The organism is Flavobacterium marginilacus (assembly GCF_026870155.1).
GTDB classification, from domain to species: domain Bacteria; phylum Bacteroidota; class Bacteroidia; order Flavobacteriales; family Flavobacteriaceae; genus Flavobacterium; species Flavobacterium marginilacus.
The window spans coordinates 3,116,673-3,135,650 of record NZ_CP113975.1 but is presented as its reverse complement, the minus strand read 5'-3'; the positions used below and the strand labels follow the sequence as shown (position 1 = coordinate 3,135,650).

Genomic DNA, 18,978 nt, shown 5'->3' with positions numbered 1-18,978 from the left:
TAGCTTCAGGACATTTTTTGATCACTACGCTATACATCGATGTGAATATTTTTTTTATTACTTTAGCAAGAAAAAGAAAATGAATTTCTCTGAAAGTTTCTATGTAGTTACTAATGACCTTAAATTTGCTGGGGTTTTGCATGATATTAAAAAATCGCAACGAGCTCTCCAGCCAATTTTTGAAGCCTTTACAAATTCAATTGAAGCTATAAAAATTAGAGCTAAAGAGGATTTGAAATACGATGGAAAAATAAATATAACAATAAAAATTAAATCAAATCTTGGTAATTATTCTGAATTTGAAAGTATTACTATAAAAGATAATGGTATAGGATTTAATGATATTGAATTTAAAAGATTTAACACTTATAAAGATTTTACTAAAGGTTATAAAAATCTTGGTTCAGGGAGAATTCAGTATGCGCATTATTTTGATAGTTCTGAAGTGAAAAGCATTTTTAAAGAAGGTGAATCGTTATTTGAACGTAATTTTATAATTTCCAAGAACAAAACTTTTTTAGATAATAATGCAATTGTTTTTCATAAAAATAAAATTGTTTCACAATCAAATGAATCAGGAACTGAAATCACTTTTAAAGATATATTAGAAAAGAGTAATATTTATAATTCACTCACTGATAAAACTTTAAAAGAGGCGCTTTTAGAACGTTATGTTCACTATTTCTGTTATAATGCAAACTCACTTCCTGCAATTAAGATAAAGTGTTATTTAGACGGATCGCTGACTGGTGAATCAGAAATAGTTAAAAGTGATATTCCAATAATTGATAAAACGGATTATCTTAAATTGCAATTTTCTAAGGTTGCCGATAATGGTAAGGGATTTCAAAAAATTGATAAATTCGAAGATTTTACTATTGATGCTTTTAAAATTAGAAAAGAAATTTTAAAATCAAATGATTTGAAACTTACTTCCAAGGGAGAAATCATCGAAGAATCGAATGTAAGTTTAGAAAGTCTAGCTGAAAATGATAATGTTAAGGGATTCAAATATCTTTTTCTTATTTCCAGTAATTATATTGATAATAGAGATACAAATATTCGTGGAATTTTAAATATTCCAACAAGTGAAACATTTGGTAAAGGTGATATTTTTGAAACAGAAGAAATTCTCCTTGAAGATATTCAGCAAGGTGTAAATGAAAAAATTGACACAATGTATCCAGAAATTGAGGAAGTGAAACAAAATCATGATCTTCAACTTGAAAAATTAAAAGAAATGTTTTTGTTAGATGATGAAACAGCTAAAGATTTAAATATTTCTATAAATGATAACGAAAGTAAAATCCTTGAAAAATTTTATGAAGCTGAAGCTAAAAAGACTGCAAATATCGATGCTAAAATAAAAGAATCAATAGATAAACTAGAAGATTTAGACACCACAGCAGATGATTATCCAGAAAAATTGGAATCTGAAATTAAAAAATTAGTAAAAGTAATTCCGCTTCAAAACAAAACTTCTCTAACGCATTATGTTGCAAGAAGAAAATTAGTTTTGGATCTGTTTGATAAAATTCTAGCAAAAAAATTAGCAATTCAATCTACAAAAAAGGGTACTTCATTTAGTGAATCATTAATACATAATTTGTTGTTTCAACAACAATCTACTGATTCAGAAAATAGTGACTTATGGATTTTAAATGAAGATTTTATTTATTTTAAAGGTTCTTCTGAAAAACAATTAAGCAAGGTCGAAATTAATGGCGAGTTACTTTTTAAAGAGATATTTACTGTTGAAGAAGAAAAATATCTTACTTCATTAGGTGAAAATAGAAAAATTAAACGTCCAGATGTATTATTGTTTCCCGAAGAAGGCAAATGTCTAATACTTGAGTTTAAGTCAACAGAGGTAAATGTTTCGGAACATCTTACCCAAATTGATATGTATGCAAGTCTAATTAGAAATTATACACAAGATAAGTTTCAGATAACAACATTTTATGGTTACCTTTTAGGAGAAGCCATTGAGCCAAAAGATGTTTTAGGTCGTGTAAGTAGTTATGAACATTCATATCAGTTTGATTATTTGTTCAGACCTTCTCAAAAAGTTGTAGGATTTGAAAGGAGTCATGGGTCAATTTATAGCGAAGTACTAAAATATTCAACGCTATTAGAAAGGGCAAAAAAACGAAATGAAATTTTTATAGATAAAATTCATAATAAAAACAATCAATAATAATTTCAATAAACATTGTTCTAATCAGCAACTAGAAAACCCGATTTTGATACCAAATTAAAAAACCTTATATTTGAACTATGGCAATTAAAAGAATAAATACAACTAATAATGGAATTGTAATCCGCAAATTGCGTGATCAAAAACTCCATGCAGGGCTTCCATTTATGATAAATGTAAAGGAGCTTGATTCTGATAAATGTTATTTAGAATATCCTAATGGAAGTATAAAATTAGTGTCTGTTGTTCCATCCACAAGGAATATTAATGTTATTAGCGAACTATCCTCAATAGAAGCAAATAAATTAAGACGCCGGTTAAAATTTTCAATTAAATAATTCTTGCCTGTTTTAATAATAATTACAGGATCAAATGGTGCCGGTAAATCCTCTGTCGGACCAGATTATGTACCTAAAAAATTAAGAAATTCAGTTTTTGATGGTGATAAATTATTCATGCAGAAAAAAAGTGATTTTTGGGCTCAGGGAATTAGACCCCATAAAGAATGCCGGAAACTTGCAGGAGATTTTGTAGCAGAAACATTTGATGCATTGGTAGCTGAATCTTTAGATAAAAATGCTGATTTTGCATATGAGGGACATTTTACAAATGATGCAACTTGGGATATTCCTAAAAAATTTAAAGAAGCAGGTTATAAAACTCATTTGTTTTTCTTCGGACTTACCAATATATCTTCGTCTTATTTACGTGTAGTTGCACGATCAGAGGAAGGCGGGCATTATGTTGATCCAATTACAGTTGAAGAAAATTTTTATGGTAATTTGGTAAAATTGGATAAATATTTTCCAATTTTTGATTCTGTAAAAATTCTTGATACTTCTGGTACTGAACATATTGAACTTGTTAATTTGAAAAATGGAATGCCTTCTTCTGCAATTCCCAGTAATGAATTGCCTGAATGGTTTGTGCAAAATCTTCAGGTTATAACCAATTTAATAGTTGAAGCAGAATCAGACTTATAAAATTCGATTACACTTCTTAATTAAAATAAATCTTTAATACAGCACACCGCAGGACACTTACTTTTTATAAATTCATTTAATTTAGAATCTTAAAAATAAATTTAATGGAAAGAGTTTTTGCGGAGTATCTTATTGAAACCCCTTACGAGGTAGAACAGGCTGCGGCGGTTTTGGCGGGTGAGCAGTCATCGGGGACTTTTGTGTCCGTTCCGGGCGAAACCGAAGAGTTGAAAAAACGTTTTGCAGCCCGTGTGGAGGATATTCAATTATTGGGTTTGGCAGATGAACCATCCATTCCGGGAGGAAGTATTCCGGGGAAGAAATACCAGAAAGCAAGAGTAAAAGTAAGCTGGTCGATTGAGAACTTCGGTTATAATCTGCCGGTTCTGATCAGTACTCTACAAGGAAATCTATACGAAATCACGCAGTTTACCGGATTGAAATTAATGGATTTTGAAGTGCCGGATTCTTTCGCAACTCATTTCACAGGGCCAAAATTCGGAATCAAAGGCTCTAAATCATCCTGTGGAGTGACTAACAGACCTATGATTGGAACCATCATAAAACCAAGTATAGGAATGAGCGTTGATGAAACCGCTGCTTTGGTAAAAACCTTAATCGAAGCCGGAATCGATTTCATCAAAGACGATGAATTGATGGGATCGGCGGCGAATTCTTTTTTTGATGACCGCGTAAAAGGCATTATGAAAGTCATTCGTGACAATGAGCAAAAAACAGGCAAAAAAGTGATGTATGCCTTCAATATCAGTGATGAAATTGATGAAATGCAGCGTAAATACGATTTGATTCAGCAGGAAAAAGGAAGCTGTGCAATGGTCAGCATCAACAGCGTGGGCTTGGCAGGAACAAAAAAAATCTGCGATCGAGGCGAACTCGTTATTCATGGTCACAGAAACGGCTGGGGAATGCTGAACCGACATCCATTGCTGGGAATTGAATTTCCTGCTTATCAAAAAATACAGCGTCTGGCAGGAGTGGATCAGCTGCATGTTAACGGAATCCAGAATAAATTTTGGGAATCCGATGATTCAGTGGTGACTTCGATACAATCCTGTTTAAAACCTTTTTTGGGCGGAAACGAAATTTTGCCGGTAGTATCTTCCGGACAATGGGGCGGACAAGCGGTAGAAACTTATCGAAGAACCCAAACTACCGATTTACTGTACATGGCTGGCGGTGGAATTTTGGCACATCCAATGGGACCCAAAGCCGGAGTAAACGCTTTACAGCAGGCCTGGACAGGAGCTGTTGACGGTTTGTCAGTAGAAGAAACAGCATTGAAATATCCGGAATTTGCCGAATCGGTTAAAAAATTCTCGAAGTAATGAGTTCAAAGGATAAACTGCTATTGGCTTATTACGGCGACGATTTCACAGGCTCAACTGATGCTCTAGAATTTCTTACTTTGGCTGGAGTGAAAACCGTTTTATTTCTTCAAAAACCGAATCAAAAAGATTTAGACCGCTTTCCGGGAATTCAGGCCATTGGTCTGGCGGGAAAAAGCAGGTCGATGTCACTATCGGAAATGGAAACAGAACTTTATACTGCTTTTGAAAATCTGAAAAGTTTTGCCCCAAATCATTTTCATTATAAAGTCTGTTCCACTTTCGATTCCGCGCCACACGTTGGCAATATCGGAAAGGCAATTGAAATCGGAAGTGAAGTTTTTAACCAAAAAACAGTTTTGGTTTCGCCATCCGCACCACATTTGGGACGATTTTGCGTTTTTGGAAACCTTTTTGCCCGAATGGGAACTATCGGTAACGGCGAAATTTACCGCATTGATCGTCATCCATCCATGAGTAAGCATCCTGTCACGCCAATGCTGGAGGGTGATTTGACGATTCATCTGGCAAAACAAACAGACAAATCAATAAGTCTTATCAATTTAACAACAATCGAAAAAGGGACTTCGGAAGTTTTAGAAGTAGTTATGAATAACCAAGCCGAAATCCTCTTTTTTGATGGATTTAATCTGGAGCACCTCAAAACAATTGGAACAGCTTTTAATCGATTAGCTGTTGAAAAAACATTGTTCTCTGTAGGTTCTTCGGGAATCGAAATGGCATTGGGATTGGCTTGGGAAGAAGAAAAAATCATTAGAAACAAAACCACATTCGAATTCCCGGGAGAAGTTTCTCCTTTGCTGGTTTTGTCGGGAAGCTGTTCTCCAGTAACATCCAAACAAATTGAGTATGCTTTGCAGAATGGATTTCAGGAAATTGCCTTAGAAAGCAAAGCTGTTGACAGCGACTATCAGACAGAAATTATAAAGAATACCGTTGCTCAAATCATAATTAATTTCAATCAGGGTAAAAGTACCGTTCTGCATACGAGTACTGGTTCGAATGATCTGCGTATTGCCGAAACCGAAACCTATTTTAAAGCCAAAGGTTTTTCGGAAACCGAAATTCAGAAACAATGCAGCAGTATTTACGGAAGTGTTTTGGGAGAGATAACCAATGAAGTATTAAAGGCAGTTCCGTTAAAAAGAATCCTTTTTGCAGGCGGTGATACATCGAGTTATGCGGCTTCCGAACTGGATATTCTTGCATTGGAAATGATTGCGCCAATCGCACCCGGAGCACCGCTTTGCAGGGCGGTTTCGGACAGGGAATGGGTAAACGGAATAGAAATGAATTTTAAAGGTGGTCAGGTAGGTACCGCCGATTATTTTATAAAAGTATTAAAAGGAGAAAAATTATGAGCGCAAAAGTTTTAGGTTTTGTACATACATCGGCAACATTGGTTCCGTTATTTCAGCAGTTAAGCAGCGAATTTTTAAAAGGTGCAGAAACCTTCAATATTGTCGATGACAGTCTGATAAAAGACGTCATTAAAAAAGGAAAATTAATGCCCAACACAGCTGCAAGGGTCGTGAGCCACGTTCAGGCTGCCGAAGCTGCAGGTGCCGATGTGATTCTGGTAACCTGTTCGTCCATTGGTAGGGCCATCGAAACGGCAGCAACTTTGAGTACTGTTCCCGTGATTCGCGTAGATCAGGCTATGGCAGATGAAGCGGTACAGATCAGCAGTAAAATTGGTGTGATCGCAACCTTGCCAACGACATTGGAACCGACCAGCGATTTAGTGCAGCGAAGAGCCGAAGCGGCGGGCAAAAAGGTAACGATTTCATCTAAATTATGCGAAGGTGCTTTTGAGGCTTTAATGAACGGCGATGCTCCCAAACATGACGAAATGGTAGCCAAAGCCCTGAAAGAATTAATGAAAGAAGTGGATGTAATTGTGCTGGCACAGGCTTCGATGGCTCGTGTAGTTGATGGTTTGAGTGCCGAAGAAAAACTGGTTCCGATTTTGGCAAGTCCTGCTATTGCTATGAAAAAATTAGCAGAGCTTTATTTTTAAATAAAGTTAGACCTAACAGGTTTTAAAAACCTGTTAGGTCTGTGTTGAAAACTATAAAAAATACATTAAAACAAAATTATATGCGTAAATATTTTCTTTGGCTTGCTCCGATATTTTTTATTTTGGCTATGTTTGGCTGGTTACAGCAAATAGACATCCTTTGGAAAATCGGATTAATCTTTGGATTTTCGAGTATTGCCATTGGAGCAGGAAATCTGAAAATATTGAGTGGTTACCAATACACTTTTTGGATTATTACCGCTGTCTGCGCAGGATTGATTTATCCCGACTTTTTCCTGCATGTAGGCAGTTTCGATATGCGCAACAAATGGCTCATTCTGATTATCATTCAAATGGTAATGTTCGGAATGGGAACGCAGATGAGTATCGAGGATTTTACAGGTATCCGAAAATCGGGCAAAGGCGTTTTGATTGGTCTGCTGGGGCATTTTACCATCATGCCGGTTATGGGTTTTTTAATCGCCAAAACGTTTGGTTTTGAACCCGAAATCGCTGCAGGAATTATCCTGATAGGTTCGTGCAGCAGCGGACTGGCGTCGAATGTGATGACCTATATTGCCAAAGGAAATCTGGTTTTGTCTGTAACCGTAACGGCTATGTCCACTTTAGCGGCACCGATTATGACTCCGTTTCTGATGAAAATATTTGCAGGAACTATGGTCGAAGTACAGTTCTTCAATATGATGATGGAAATTATAAAAATTGTTCTTGTGCCTTTGATGGCAGCGATGATTCATGATATTCTTAAAAATTATGGAACAACAGCCAGAAAACGAATTTATATTCTGACTACTCTGTCAGCAATCTGGCTGGTTGTTGTATTGTTTGGAAATTTTTTCACAATTGCAGATGACAGTACGGCAGCTCACGTTTTAGAAATCGTAAATTTCAGCTGTGGCGCTTTTGTCGTTGGGACATTGTATCACCTGCTGTATAAGGCTTATTCAAAAATTGATCTCATCATGCCGTATTTTTCCATGTTTGGTATCATTTACTTTACCTTGGTGACCACTGCTGCAGGAAGAGACAATCTGATTCAGATTGGTTTTTTGCTTTTTTTGGCTTCAATTCTGCACAATGGAGCAGGTTACTTTTTTGGTTACTGGCTCAGCCGAATCAGCGGTCTCGACAAAAAGAGCAGTCAGACGATTGCTTTCGAAGTCGGTCTTCAAAATGGGGGTATGGCTTCTGGATTGGCAGGTGCTATGGGGAAACTTGCAACGGTTGGATTGGCTTCTGCGGTATTCAGTCCATGGATGAATGTTTCAGGTTCTTTACTGGCTAATTACTGGCGAAAGAAGGGTAATGAGGAAGAGACAGAAATTACTGCAGTTATAAATTAAAACCACCATGTAACTGCTGTTTAGCGAATGCTCTTATTTTGCTTGATAAAATGCAATGTTATTTTTTGCTGACTGTTATTGTTGTTATGTTTTTCATAGCAGGATGCTACAGGATAACAATTGCATGTCATTATTTTATTTTTATGCCGATTATGTATTCAATATAAAAATATAAAATGATAAAAAAATACACTTATTTCAGCCTGTTATTTGTGGCTTTGTTTTTCTTAAGCAGTTTCAAAAAGGAAGAAATTAAGCTTGACGGTACTTGGCGTTTTGAAATTGACCGAAATGATGAGGGCGTAGCTGGAAAATGGTACAATAAAAATCTTTCAGATGTGATAAAGCTTCCAGGCTCTATGGCACAATTCTTAAAAGGGGATGAGATAACGTTGAAAACAAAATGGACTGGTTCTATTTATGACAGTTCCTATTATTACATGCCGCGATTAGCAAAGTATCGTCAGCCAGGAAATATACATATTCCTTTTTGGCTGACTCCCGCAAAGCATTATGTTGGCGCAGCGTGGTACCAAAAAGAGGTAAACATTCCTGTAAATTGGACAGGTAAACGGGTTTTGCTCCATTTGGAAAGAACGCATATAGAAACCAGAGTATGGATAAACGATAAAGAAGTGGGGCTGCGAAATTCATTGGTTGCACCTCATGTTTATGATTTAAGTCCATATCTCGCAGCGGGTAAACAGCGAATTTCTATTCGAATTGATAATCGTATTAAAGAAATTAATGTAGGTCCTGATTCTCATAGTATAACTGATCATACACAAGGAAACTGGAATGGTATCATTGGAAAAATCGCATTAGAGTCCGGTTCACTGGTTTATATTGATGATATTCAAATTTATCCGGATGTAAAAAATAGAAAAGCCCGCGTAAAAATCACCATTAATAACAGTACTCAAAATCAATTTAGCGGCAAAATTTCTATAGCTGCTAAAAGTTTTAATTCTAAAGAATCTGATGAAACGCAAGAGATCACTAGCAGTCTTTCTGTGTCAAAACAGGAAGAAAAGTCAATTGAACTTGAACTGCCTTTTGGAAACAGGATGCTGACTTGGAATGAATTTAATCCTGCTTTGTATCATTTGGAAGCAAAACTTTTTTCGAAAGAAACAAGCGATGCAAAAATCGTTCAGTTTGGAATGCGTGAATTTAAAATTAAAGAAAACCAATTCTTAATAAATGATGTGCCTGTATTTCTCAGGGGGACGGTTCACAATTGTGAATTTCCGCTAACAGGTTATCCCGCTGCAACAGTAGAAGCCTGGACTAAAATTTTTAAAATTATCAAGAAGCACGGGTTAAATCACGTGCGTTTTCACTCATGGTGTCCGCCCGAAGCCGCTTTTATTGCTGCTGATAAAATTGGTCTTTATCTGCAGCCCGAAGGTCCAAGCTGGCCTAATCATGGTCCTAAGATAGGATTGGGACAGCCTGTGGATCAATATTTATATGACGAAACCATGAGAATGGCAAAAGAGTATGGGAATTATGCATCATTTGTGATGTTATCTGCCGGAAATGAGCCTGCTGGAAAGCAAGTGGAATACCTAAATCAATTTGTGGATTTTTGGAAAGCAAAAGACAGCAGAAGGGTTTATACTGGTATGACTGTAGGCGGAAGCTGGCCTGTGGTTCCAAATGCAGAATATCAAGCCAGAGGAGGCGTTAGAGGATTAAAATGGGACAAAATGCCTGAAACAGAATCGGATTTTAGTACTGGGATTGCTCCTTTTAAAGTTCCTTTTGTAGCCCACGAAATAGGGCAGTACTGTGTTTTCCCAAATTTTGAAGAAATTAAAAAATACAAAGGTGTTTACAGAGCCAAAAATTTTGAAATGTTCCGTCAGGATCTTGAAGACCATAAGATGGGCAATCAGGCAAAAGATTTTTTAAATGCTTCTGGTAAATTACAGGTTTTGTGTTATAAAAATGAAATTGAGAAAATATTGAGAACACCTGGTTATGCTGGTTTTCAAATGCTGGGGCTGCAGGATTTTCCTGGGCAGGGAACTGCGTTAGTGGGAGTTCTTGATGCTTTTTTTCAGGAAAAAGGATATGTGTCTGCCCAAGAATATGCCCGATTTTGTAACGAAACTGTTCCTTTGGCAAAAATTTCAAAGTTTGTTTATACTAATGCAGAAACTTTTAATGCAGCAATTGTTCTTTCCCATTCGGGTAAAGAACCTTTAAAAGATGCCGTAATTAATTGGACAATCAAAAATGAAAAGGGTACTATTCTTTCCTCCGGAAGTTTTGAGCCTAAAACATTCGAAAACGGGAATGGTCTTTTCGCAGGAAATATAGATTTTTCGCTAAGCGGAATTACCGCTGCATCCAAATTAAATCTTGAAGTAAAAATCAAAGATACAGTCTTTGCCAACGATTGGAATTTTTGGGTATATCCAGAGAAAAATATAGAAATTCCTTCTTCAGTTTATTACACAACAGAGTTAGATGATAAGGCAAAAGAGGTGCTGCAAAATGGCGGAAAAGTATTTTTGAATGCCTCAGGCAAAGTGATAAAAGGAAAAGAAGTTGAAATGCATTTTCTTCCTGTTTTTTGGAATACTTCCTGGTTCAAAATGCGTCCGCCGCATGTTACTGGAATGCTGATTCAGGATAAAAGTCCTGCGTTTAAAGACTTTCCGACTAGTTTTCATAGTGATCTGCAGTGGTGGGAAATCCAAAATCGTTCACAGGTCATGAATCTGGAAGATTTCCCGGCAGATTTCCGTCCATTGGTACAGCCAATAGATACTTGGTTTATGAACCGCAGACTGGCTTTAGTATTTGAAGCTCAGGCAGGAAAGGGAAAAATTATTGTAAGCAGTGCCAATATTGGTCCTGATATGGTAAATAAACCTGCAGCAAAGCAATTGTTTTTCTCGCTTATAAAATATATGGATTCGGATAAATTCAATCCGAAAAGCATACTGGATTTTGAGGTAATAAAAGATGTTTTTGTAAGTCCGTCCCACGAAGTGTTTAATACCTATACGAAAGACAGTCCGGATGAATTGAAACCTAATTCGAACCAAAATAAAGTGAAGTAGCACCTGAATATTCAAGTCTTCATTAATATTAAAAGACTTAAAAAGTCCCGAGCTGTGTTTTATCCGGCTTGGGACTTTTTTAATTTATAATTATTTCAGAAGCAACTGCTTTATAATATCATTTAGAAGCATAAAATAATCCGATTCAATCTTCTTTGAAGAGGGTTGGGGTGAGCTGAAAATATTTTATGTTTCTAAAAAACTTTCTTTAGAAAAATTTTTAGATAAAAAAAGAGATCCAACTGAGATCTCTTTTTTTTGTTATTATTTAAGGCATAAATATTACGGTTCCTCCATTTGGAGAAAGCTCCAGACTGAATGTGCCGCTATCTGATTTCTTAGTGCCGAATTTTGACTCTGCGCCTTCGCCATCAGAGATAATAGAAACCTCTTTGCCTTTAAGCATGGATAAATTTACACTGATTTTTTTTGCTTCGTTTTCGCCGTTGATCGCTGCTACATACCATTTTGTATTTTTTCGGCGGGCAATAACACAGTATTTACCAGGATAGCCATCTATAAAACGGGTTTCGTCCCATACTGTTGGTATCTTTTTTAAATAATCAAATAGATAGGCTGGCTTTTCGTTTAAGTTTTCCGGTGTTAATCCCCAGTGCTGCACGGCAGAAAAAAAGACAACCGCAGTAGCCATTTCGAATGCATCTGTAGTTTTACGTATTGTGCCTTTGTCAGGATTACGGTTTAATCGTTTGTTAAGAAAAACTGGTCCAAAATCCATTGAACTTACTGCGTTTCTGGTAAAAGGGTAAATAGTTGCGGTTGTAGGATATCTGTCGCTGAAGGTCTGCTGAAAAACTAGATTTTCAGACGCAAGCACAGCTTCGCTCGTCATATAATTTGGATACATTCTTTCCCATCCGCGCGGAAGGGTAGTACCATGAAAATTGATGCCTAATCCAAATTCTGCTGCATCGGTAAGTATGTCATGATACATTTTCATCGTGACTTGTTTATCACCGCCAAAAAAATCAACCTTTAATCCTTTTACGCCAATCTGCTGTAACCACTGCATTTCTGCCAGCCGCGCTTCATGCGTATTCATTCTGTCTTTTGGAGTTTGCGGTGCGGTATTCCAATTGCCATTAGAATTGTACCAAAGTATAACGCCGACATTTTTGGATTTGGCATAATTTACCAGTTCGGTCATTTTTTCTTTTCCAATATTGACATCCCAAAGCGCATCAATCAATATGAATTCACATTTCATATTGGCTGCAAGATCAATAAAAGTTTTTTGGTCATCATAGTTACAGCTTGCATCCTGCCATACAATCCAGCTCCAGCTTGCACGGCCTGTTTCGAATATTTTAGAAGTTTTTATAAGCGGTTTTACAACATCTGTTGAAGCGGTTGATTCAACAATTGGTTTTAATGTTTTTCCAAGCGTGATTGTTTTCCATGAAGTCTGCATCGGTAATGCAGCAACAGCAGTAGCGGTACCTTGATTATTGTTTTCGCCTTCCTGAGGAAAAGCAACAGTATAGATTCCATCGGCATTGGCATCACTCAATCGGGTTCCTGGATAATTACCGCTGATACCGGTTTCAGAAATTAACAGCCATCCTTTATTTCCCAGATGAAAAAGTGCCGGAAAAGTATAACCTAGTCCGTATTGTGATTTTGTTCCCACCGGCTCTTCTCTTGTATATTCCTCTTCATATGACGGTTTGGTTTTCTCCCAGCCGCTTGATGGCGGTGCCTGAGGAGTGATAAAAGTGGTCGTTCCCACTGGAAGTTTAAAACCTGTTATTTCTTTTTCAATAGTGCAGTCGCCAGCGTTCTTTTTACTTTTTGGAAGAAGATAACTAAAGGCGGCATCTGTATTTGTAATTCTGAAAATTACATTTAGAGTATCATTCGCTGTATTTGTGAAAATGCATTTTATTTCATTGGCTTTATAATTGACCTGGCTGACTTTAGAACGGTTAAGTTTATAAGAATCCTGTATTTTACCGGAAGTGCTTCCAGCGAGTTTAAGACCTTTTGTAAAGTCACCTACTGAACTTACAAGACCTAAAGGCGACTTGTTTAGGAATTCTTCGTTTTGATAAAACAGATTGTAATAAGCACTGCCATTTATTACTGAAACTTCAAGTTTTATATTTTTATCAGGACTTAAAGCTGACACTGACTGCGCTTGTAATGAATTTGAAAGAGAAATAAAAAAAAGACTAATTAGAAGAAATCTCATTGTTACAGTATTTTTGGTTGGTTAGTAAAAACAGTGTTTTAAAAAAGCAAATATAAGTGTAAAAATAACACTTTTACTTAAAAAAATGATATAGAAAAAAATTAATGTGTTATGCTAATTTATTTTTAGAGTGTAATGTGTTGATATTATTTGTGTTGTGTGTTGTTTTTCAGTGTGTTAAAGTCCGTTGAAGCAGAAGTTCTGTAAAGAGGGTTTAAATGAAAGTAAATTTAATTCAAATGACTAATCTGATTTCGGTATTCTCCGGGAGTAAGGCTTACGATCAGTTTGAATATTTTTGAAAAATGAGGCAAATTAGAAAAACCGGTATCCAAAGCAATTTCTAAAAAGGTTTTATTAGTGGTGGCAATTAGATATTGTGCTCTTTCTATTTTTTTTTCATGTATATAATTTAAAGGTCTTTGTCCCGTATGAATCAGAAATTGTTTTGAAAAATAATCCTGATTCTGATTTACTCTTTTTGATAACTCCGCCACTGTGAGGTTTTTGTCCAAATTAAGCTGTACATAACTCATTGTGTCAAGTATTTTAGAAGGTGTAACCTGCGGCTGTTGTGTCTTGAAGTTATTGGTGTTCAGAAATCGGGAAAGAAGCTGCAGAATAATTCCTTGATTTTCAAACTTTAGATGTGTTTTCATTGCATCATTCAGAGCACTGTATTCTTTATAATAAGCTTCTCTTTCATAAACTTTTGGATTGTCCGAGCGGTTAATTCCTCTTCCGGGATTGCTCTGCAGCATTTTTTTGACAAGACAGATGTCAATATCTGATGCAGGCAGTTTCATTACGCTTCGGTTGTTGTTGAATAAAGAAATTCCGTCCGCTGATTCTTCGAAGAATTGAATAAAATACTGACTCAAATAGTCATCACAGTTGAGGTTGCATATTGTAAAACTAGGAATAAGATATAAGTAACCCGGCTCTAATCTAAACTGGCCATAACTGTCAGAAATAAATCCAGTTCCTTCATCTATATAATACAAGCGGTAGTAGGGACTGATAACATTGTAATAATTCCAATGATGATTGAGTTTCACGTAATCAATATGCAGTAATGAAAAAGAATATTTAAAAGTATTTTTAGACATAATAATTTATAAAAATCGTTTTTGAGTAATAAAAAATCGTTTTTGGATAAAAGAAAATCGTTTTCGTGGATTAAATTTGTTTTTTTATTCTAAAATATATTGGTTTAAAAAAACTGATAATCAAATTTATTAATTAAATAACTGCTGTAATAGAAGTTTTAATTTTTTTTGCTGTTAAAATGAAAATTTGGCATAGAATTAATAAAGTCGGAAATATATAAATTATTTTAAAATCATATAAAGATGAACAGAAGAAATGCTCTAAAACTTGGTGCGTCAGCTTTAGCTGGACTTTACTTATCTCCTTTATTGGGACAATCCCATATATTAAATGCGGTAGCTGCTCAAGGTCCTTTTGAACCAACTTGGGATTCTCTCAGTAAATATATAGTTCCCGATTGGTTCCGTGATGCTAAGTTTGGAATGTGGGCACATTGGGGCCCTCAATGTGAGCCGGAAGCTGGAGATTGGTATGCGAGAGGAATGTATGAGGAAGGATCAAGACAGTATAAATTTCATGTTGAAAAATATGGACATCCTTCAAAGTTTGGTTTTAAAGATGTTATCAATGTTTGGAAAGCCGATAACTGGAACCCAGAAGAACTGGTTAATTTATATAAAGATGCCGGAGCTAAATATTTTATGGCAATGGCAAACCATCATGATAATTTAGATTTGTATGACAGTAAACATCAGCCCAATTGGAATTCAACAAAAATGGGACCTAAAAAAGATATTATTGCTGGGTGGGAAAAAGCAGCGCGCAAAGCTAATCTCCATTTTGCAGTAAGTGTCCATGCCGCACATGCTTGGAATTGGTTTGATACTTCAAAGGGAGCTGACAAAGAAGGGCCATTAGCAGGAGTTTCCTATGATGGAACTTTGACTAAGGCAGATGGAGCAGGAACTTGGTGGGATGGTTTAGATCCTCAGGATTTATATGCACAGAACCATCCGGTAAGTGCGAAACCTTCGGAAAAGTCATCTGTTCACAGCCAATGGGATTGGGGTGATGGAGCTTCAGTGCCTTCTTCAGCTTATTCAGAAAAATTTCATGACAGAACCATCGATTTAATAGATAAGTACAATCCTGATTTAATTTATTTTGATGATACAGCTTTGCCATTATGGCCTGTAAGTGATGCAGGTTTGCGTATAGCGGCACATTTGTATAACAAAAGTTTAAAGAAAAATAAAACGGTACAGACTGTTGTTACTGGTAAAATACTAACGGAACAGCAACGAAAAACCATGGTTTGGGATATCGAAAAAGGACAAAGTAATTCAATTGAGCCTTTGCCTTGGCAGACAGATACTTGTATCGGTAACTGGCATTATGACCGTGGTGTGTATAATAATAAACGATACAAATCGGCTAAAACTGTTATTCATACACTGATAGATGTAGTGAGCAAAAACGGAAATTTAATGCTGAATATTCCTGTGCGCGGTGATGGAAGTATTGACGAATTAGAACGTGCAATTGTAGCAGAAATAGGTGTCTGGATGAAAGCAAACAGCGAGAGTATTTACGGTACGCGTCCATGGAAAATATTTGGCGAAGGTCCGCAGCAGGAAAGCGCAGGAGCTTTGACCGCTCAGGGTTTTAACGAAGGCAAAGGAAAACCTTATACAGCCGAAGATATTCGGTTTGTGCAAAAAGGTAAAACCCTTTTTGCTACGGTAATGGCATGGCCAGAAAATGGTGCTGTTTTGATTAAAAGTTTAGGAAAAAATGCGGGTTATTATACAAAAAACATAAAACAGGTTAAGTTAGTAAGCACAGGACAGAAGCTTGAATTTACACAGAACGACAATGGACTAGAAGTTCGTTTTCCTAATCAAAAACCAGAGGCTTCTTTTGCGAATGCATTGGAGATTGTTTCATAAGGTGAGCGAATTTCAAATTTATTAAAGCATTAAAAAAAACTATGAAATACATTTGTTTAATATTCTGTCTCTTTATTTCGGGTCTGTTTTCAATAAATGCTCAGGAAATTTTGTCTCCAAATCAAAAAGTTAAGGTAATTATTACTTCAAAAAAAGAATCAGATGATAAATTGTCTGGTCAGGTATATTTTAAAGTTTTGTATAAAAATAAATTAGAATATATTGAAGTCCTGCCCAATTCACCAATGGGTATTGTCAGAGATGATCAGCAGTTTACCGATAACCTTAAATTTGTAAGTGTATCTCCGTCTAAAGAGGTAAACCAGAAATATGAGATGATTACCGGAAAGCGAAAAGTGTGTACTAATTTGGGTATTGAAAAAGTTTTTAAATATCTAAATTCAAATAGTAAGCCGATAAATATTGTTTTTAGAGTTTATAACGATGGTGTAGCATTTCGCTATGAATTTCCTGATAAATCAGATTCTCCGGTTGCTATTGTTGATGAGGCCACGACTTATGTTTTTGCTTCAGCGGCTAAACGCTGGATGCAGGAATATACGGAGTCTTATGAGGATTTTTTTCTTTTTTCGGAAAACGGCCAGGCAAATAAGCAGGAATGGGGTTTTCCAGCTTTATTGAAATCAAATGATTATAATGTATGGATGCTGATTTCTGAAGCAGGTATTTCTGAAAATAACTGTGCAGCAAAATTGAACAATTCTAAAAACTCAAATGAGTACAAAGTAACGTATGCTTCTCCAAGAGATAATTTCAAGCAGACAGGAGTTAAAACGATGCTGCCTTGGAATTCACAATGGCATACGCTAATAATTGGCCAGCTGTCTGATATTGTTGAGTCGACTTTAATTACAGATGTTAGTAAACCTAATGAATTGAAGGAAACGAATTGGATAAAACCAGGTGCAGTTTCCTGGAATTATTGGGCTAATAATCATGGATCAAAAGATTATAAAAAAGTGGCTGAATATATAGATTTGGCCGCAGAAATGAAATGGCCTTACACTTTAATTGATTGGGAATGGGATGCTATGAGTAATGGAGGAAATATAGCTGATGCTGCAAATTATGCCAAAAGTAAAGGAATCAAGCCACTGATGTGGTATAATTCAGGAACATCATGGCTTGAACCAACTCCAGTTGACCATATGTTAACAGCTGAAAAGCGGGCTGAAGAATTTAAGTGGCTTAATAAAATTGGAGTTTATGGCATTAAAGTTGATTTTTTTGCAGGAGACCAGCAGGACATGATGAAATATTACATTGATATTTTAAAAGATGCTGCAAAATATCATTTAATGGTAAATTTTCATGGAGCAACTGTTCCAAGAGGCTGGGCCCGGACTTATCCAAATTTAATGACTACCGAAGCAGTCTATGGAGCCGAATGGTATAATAATAAATCAACACTTACGGCCAAGGCGGCTCAGCATAATTCAACGCTTCCTTTTACACGAAATGTTGTGGGATCTATGGATTATACTCCGGTAACTTTCTCAAATACACAGCATCCTCATATTACCACTTATGCTCATGAGCTTGCATTGGCGGTTGTTTTCGAATCAGGGTTTCAGCATTTTGCAGATACACCCGAAGCTTATAATAGTCTGCCTTTGGAGCCAAAAGAATTTTTAAAAAATGTTCCTGTAAGCTGGGATGATATAAAACTTGTTGATGGTTATCCAGGAGAGCGAATTATAACTGCCAGAAAAAAAGGAAATATATGGTATCTAGGAGGGCTTAATGGCAAGGATGAATTACAAACATTAAAAATAAATTTTGATTTCCTTGGTACAGGTAATTTTAAATTAAAGCTTATTAAGGACGGAGAAAATGATAAGTCATTTGCTGTCGAAACAAAAACAGTAAAAAAAGGAGATGTTTTGAATGTGGAATGTCTTCCGAGAGGAGGATTTACCGCTGTTCTGGAAAAAAAATAAATGTGTAGTAAAATTTAATTTATGAGTACAAAAAGATTATGTTACGCCTGTGATTTAAAAGATGACGCTGCTCTTATTGAGGAGTATAAAAAGTATCATCAGGAAGTCTGGCCTGAAATTAAAGCAAGTATTTCTGAATCTGGGATTATAGATATGGAGATTTACATCCTTTCCAGCCGATTGTTTATGATTATGGAAGTGGACGAAACCTATACTCCGGAACGAAAACAGATGATGGATGCCGGCAATCCAAAAGTGCAGGAGTGGGAGGAATTAATGTGGAAATTTCAGCAGGCACCTCCGGGAGCGAAAGACGGTGAAAAATGGCTGCCAATGGAACAGATTTTTAAATTATGATGGGATTATTTAGTCAATTTATCGGATGCAGTATTGGTGTCTAATTAATTGTTTGAATATTATTTAATTTTTTCCCATTCATGTTTTTTCTCCTGAGTAAAAATAAGTTTTGCACACTGCCGTTTTCAAGTAAAAATTCACATGTAGGGCGTATTATTTTTGCATCAGGTAAATAAAACTTGTCTCTGATAATGGCTGCAGTAACATGTGTCTGCCTGATCCGTTCGAAAGAGCCATGTATAATTTTTTGTTCTTTTATAAATGGTAAGCATTTCGGTAATGTTATTGAAAGTTATCGAATAGGTGCCTAAATAGTTATCACTGACTGAATGATTTAAGACAATGTCTTTGTCTAACTGCTTTCCGATTGCCAATTAAAATCTTATCAAATAAACGGAATCTTTTATCGGTGAAGTCGGTAGTGTCTTCGCCGGATAACTG

General features: G+C 36.0%; 13 protein-coding genes. 11 read left to right on the top strand and 2 right to left on the bottom strand.

Features of this window, described 5'->3' with window-relative positions:
* The first annotated feature begins 79 nt into the window (after positions 1-79).
* The 8 genes from OZP07_RS13270 (at position 80) to OZP07_RS13235 (ending at position 11,008) form a co-directional block, all read left to right on the top strand.
* Positions 80-2,197: a hypothetical protein gene (locus tag OZP07_RS13270; protein WP_281635465.1), complete on the top strand. Its 2,118-nt coding sequence runs from the start codon at positions 80-82 to the stop codon at positions 2,195-2,197.
* An 80-nt stretch (positions 2,198-2,277) separates the two neighbouring features.
* Positions 2,278-2,535 (top strand): hypothetical protein, encoded by a 258-nt coding sequence (locus OZP07_RS13265; RefSeq protein WP_281635464.1) that lies wholly within the window; start codon positions 2,278-2,280, stop codon positions 2,533-2,535.
* A gap of 3 nt (positions 2,536-2,538) precedes the next feature.
* Positions 2,539-3,180: a zeta toxin family protein gene (locus OZP07_RS13260; protein WP_281635463.1), complete on the top strand. Its 642-nt coding sequence runs from the start codon at positions 2,539-2,541 to the stop codon at positions 3,178-3,180.
* Between the two features lie 104 nt (positions 3,181-3,284).
* Positions 3,285-4,526 (top strand): ribulose-bisphosphate carboxylase large subunit family protein, encoded by a 1,242-nt coding sequence (locus OZP07_RS13255; protein ID WP_281635462.1) that lies wholly within the window; start codon positions 3,285-3,287, stop codon positions 4,524-4,526.
* A complete protein-coding gene (locus tag OZP07_RS13250) occupies positions 4,526-5,908 on the top strand; it encodes a four-carbon acid sugar kinase family protein (protein ID WP_281635461.1) in 1,383 nt (460 codons plus the stop codon). The genes OZP07_RS13255 and OZP07_RS13250 overlap by 1 nt, the downstream gene beginning before the upstream one ends.
* Complete coding sequence (locus OZP07_RS13245) at positions 5,905-6,567, top strand: aspartate/glutamate racemase family protein (protein WP_281635460.1); 663 nt, start codon at positions 5,905-5,907, stop codon at positions 6,565-6,567. Before OZP07_RS13250 ends, OZP07_RS13245 begins: the two co-directional genes overlap by 4 nt.
* 80 nt (positions 6,568-6,647) lie before the next feature.
* Complete coding sequence (locus OZP07_RS13240) at positions 6,648-7,931, top strand: bile acid:sodium symporter family protein (RefSeq protein ID WP_281635459.1); 1,284 nt, start codon at positions 6,648-6,650, stop codon at positions 7,929-7,931.
* A gap of 176 nt (positions 7,932-8,107) precedes the next feature.
* Positions 8,108-11,008: an exo-beta-1,4-galactosidase gene (locus tag OZP07_RS13235; protein WP_281635458.1), complete on the top strand. Its 2,901-nt coding sequence runs from the start codon at positions 8,108-8,110 to the stop codon at positions 11,006-11,008.
* Positions 11,009-11,276: 268 nt separating this feature from the next.
* Here the strand turns inward: OZP07_RS13235 and OZP07_RS13230 are convergent, their stop codons facing one another.
* Together OZP07_RS13230 and OZP07_RS13225 are read right to left on the bottom strand one after the other, a co-directional pair.
* On the bottom strand, positions 11,277-13,220 hold the full coding sequence (locus OZP07_RS13230) for a glycoside hydrolase family 97 protein (protein ID WP_281635457.1): 1,944 nt from the start codon (positions 13,218-13,220) through the stop codon (positions 11,277-11,279).
* Positions 13,221-13,450: 230 nt separating this feature from the next.
* Positions 13,451-14,329 carry an AraC family transcriptional regulator gene (locus tag OZP07_RS13225; protein ID WP_281635456.1) on the bottom strand — a complete coding sequence of 293 codons (879 nt, stop codon included), beginning with the start codon at positions 14,327-14,329 and terminating at the stop codon, positions 13,451-13,453.
* Positions 14,330-14,572: 243 nt separating this feature from the next.
* Here OZP07_RS13225 and OZP07_RS13220 point away from each other — a divergent pair, with 243 nt between their 5' ends.
* The 3 genes from OZP07_RS13220 to OZP07_RS13210 are packed head-to-tail and all read left to right on the top strand — an operon-like array spanning position 14,573 to position 18,537.
* Positions 14,573-16,219, top strand: a complete 1,647-nt coding sequence (locus tag OZP07_RS13220) for an alpha-L-fucosidase (protein ID WP_281635455.1) — start codon at positions 14,573-14,575, stop codon at positions 16,217-16,219.
* A 41-nt stretch (positions 16,220-16,260) separates the two neighbouring features.
* Positions 16,261-18,180, top strand: a complete 1,920-nt coding sequence (locus OZP07_RS13215; protein WP_281635454.1) for a glycoside hydrolase family 97 protein — start codon at positions 16,261-16,263, stop codon at positions 18,178-18,180.
* 21 nt (positions 18,181-18,201) lie between these two features.
* The gene (locus OZP07_RS13210) at positions 18,202-18,537 is read left to right on the top strand and encodes an L-rhamnose mutarotase (protein ID WP_281635453.1); all 336 of its coding nucleotides are present in this window, start codon (positions 18,202-18,204) and stop codon (positions 18,535-18,537) included.
* Positions 18,538-18,978: the final 441 nt, after the last annotated feature.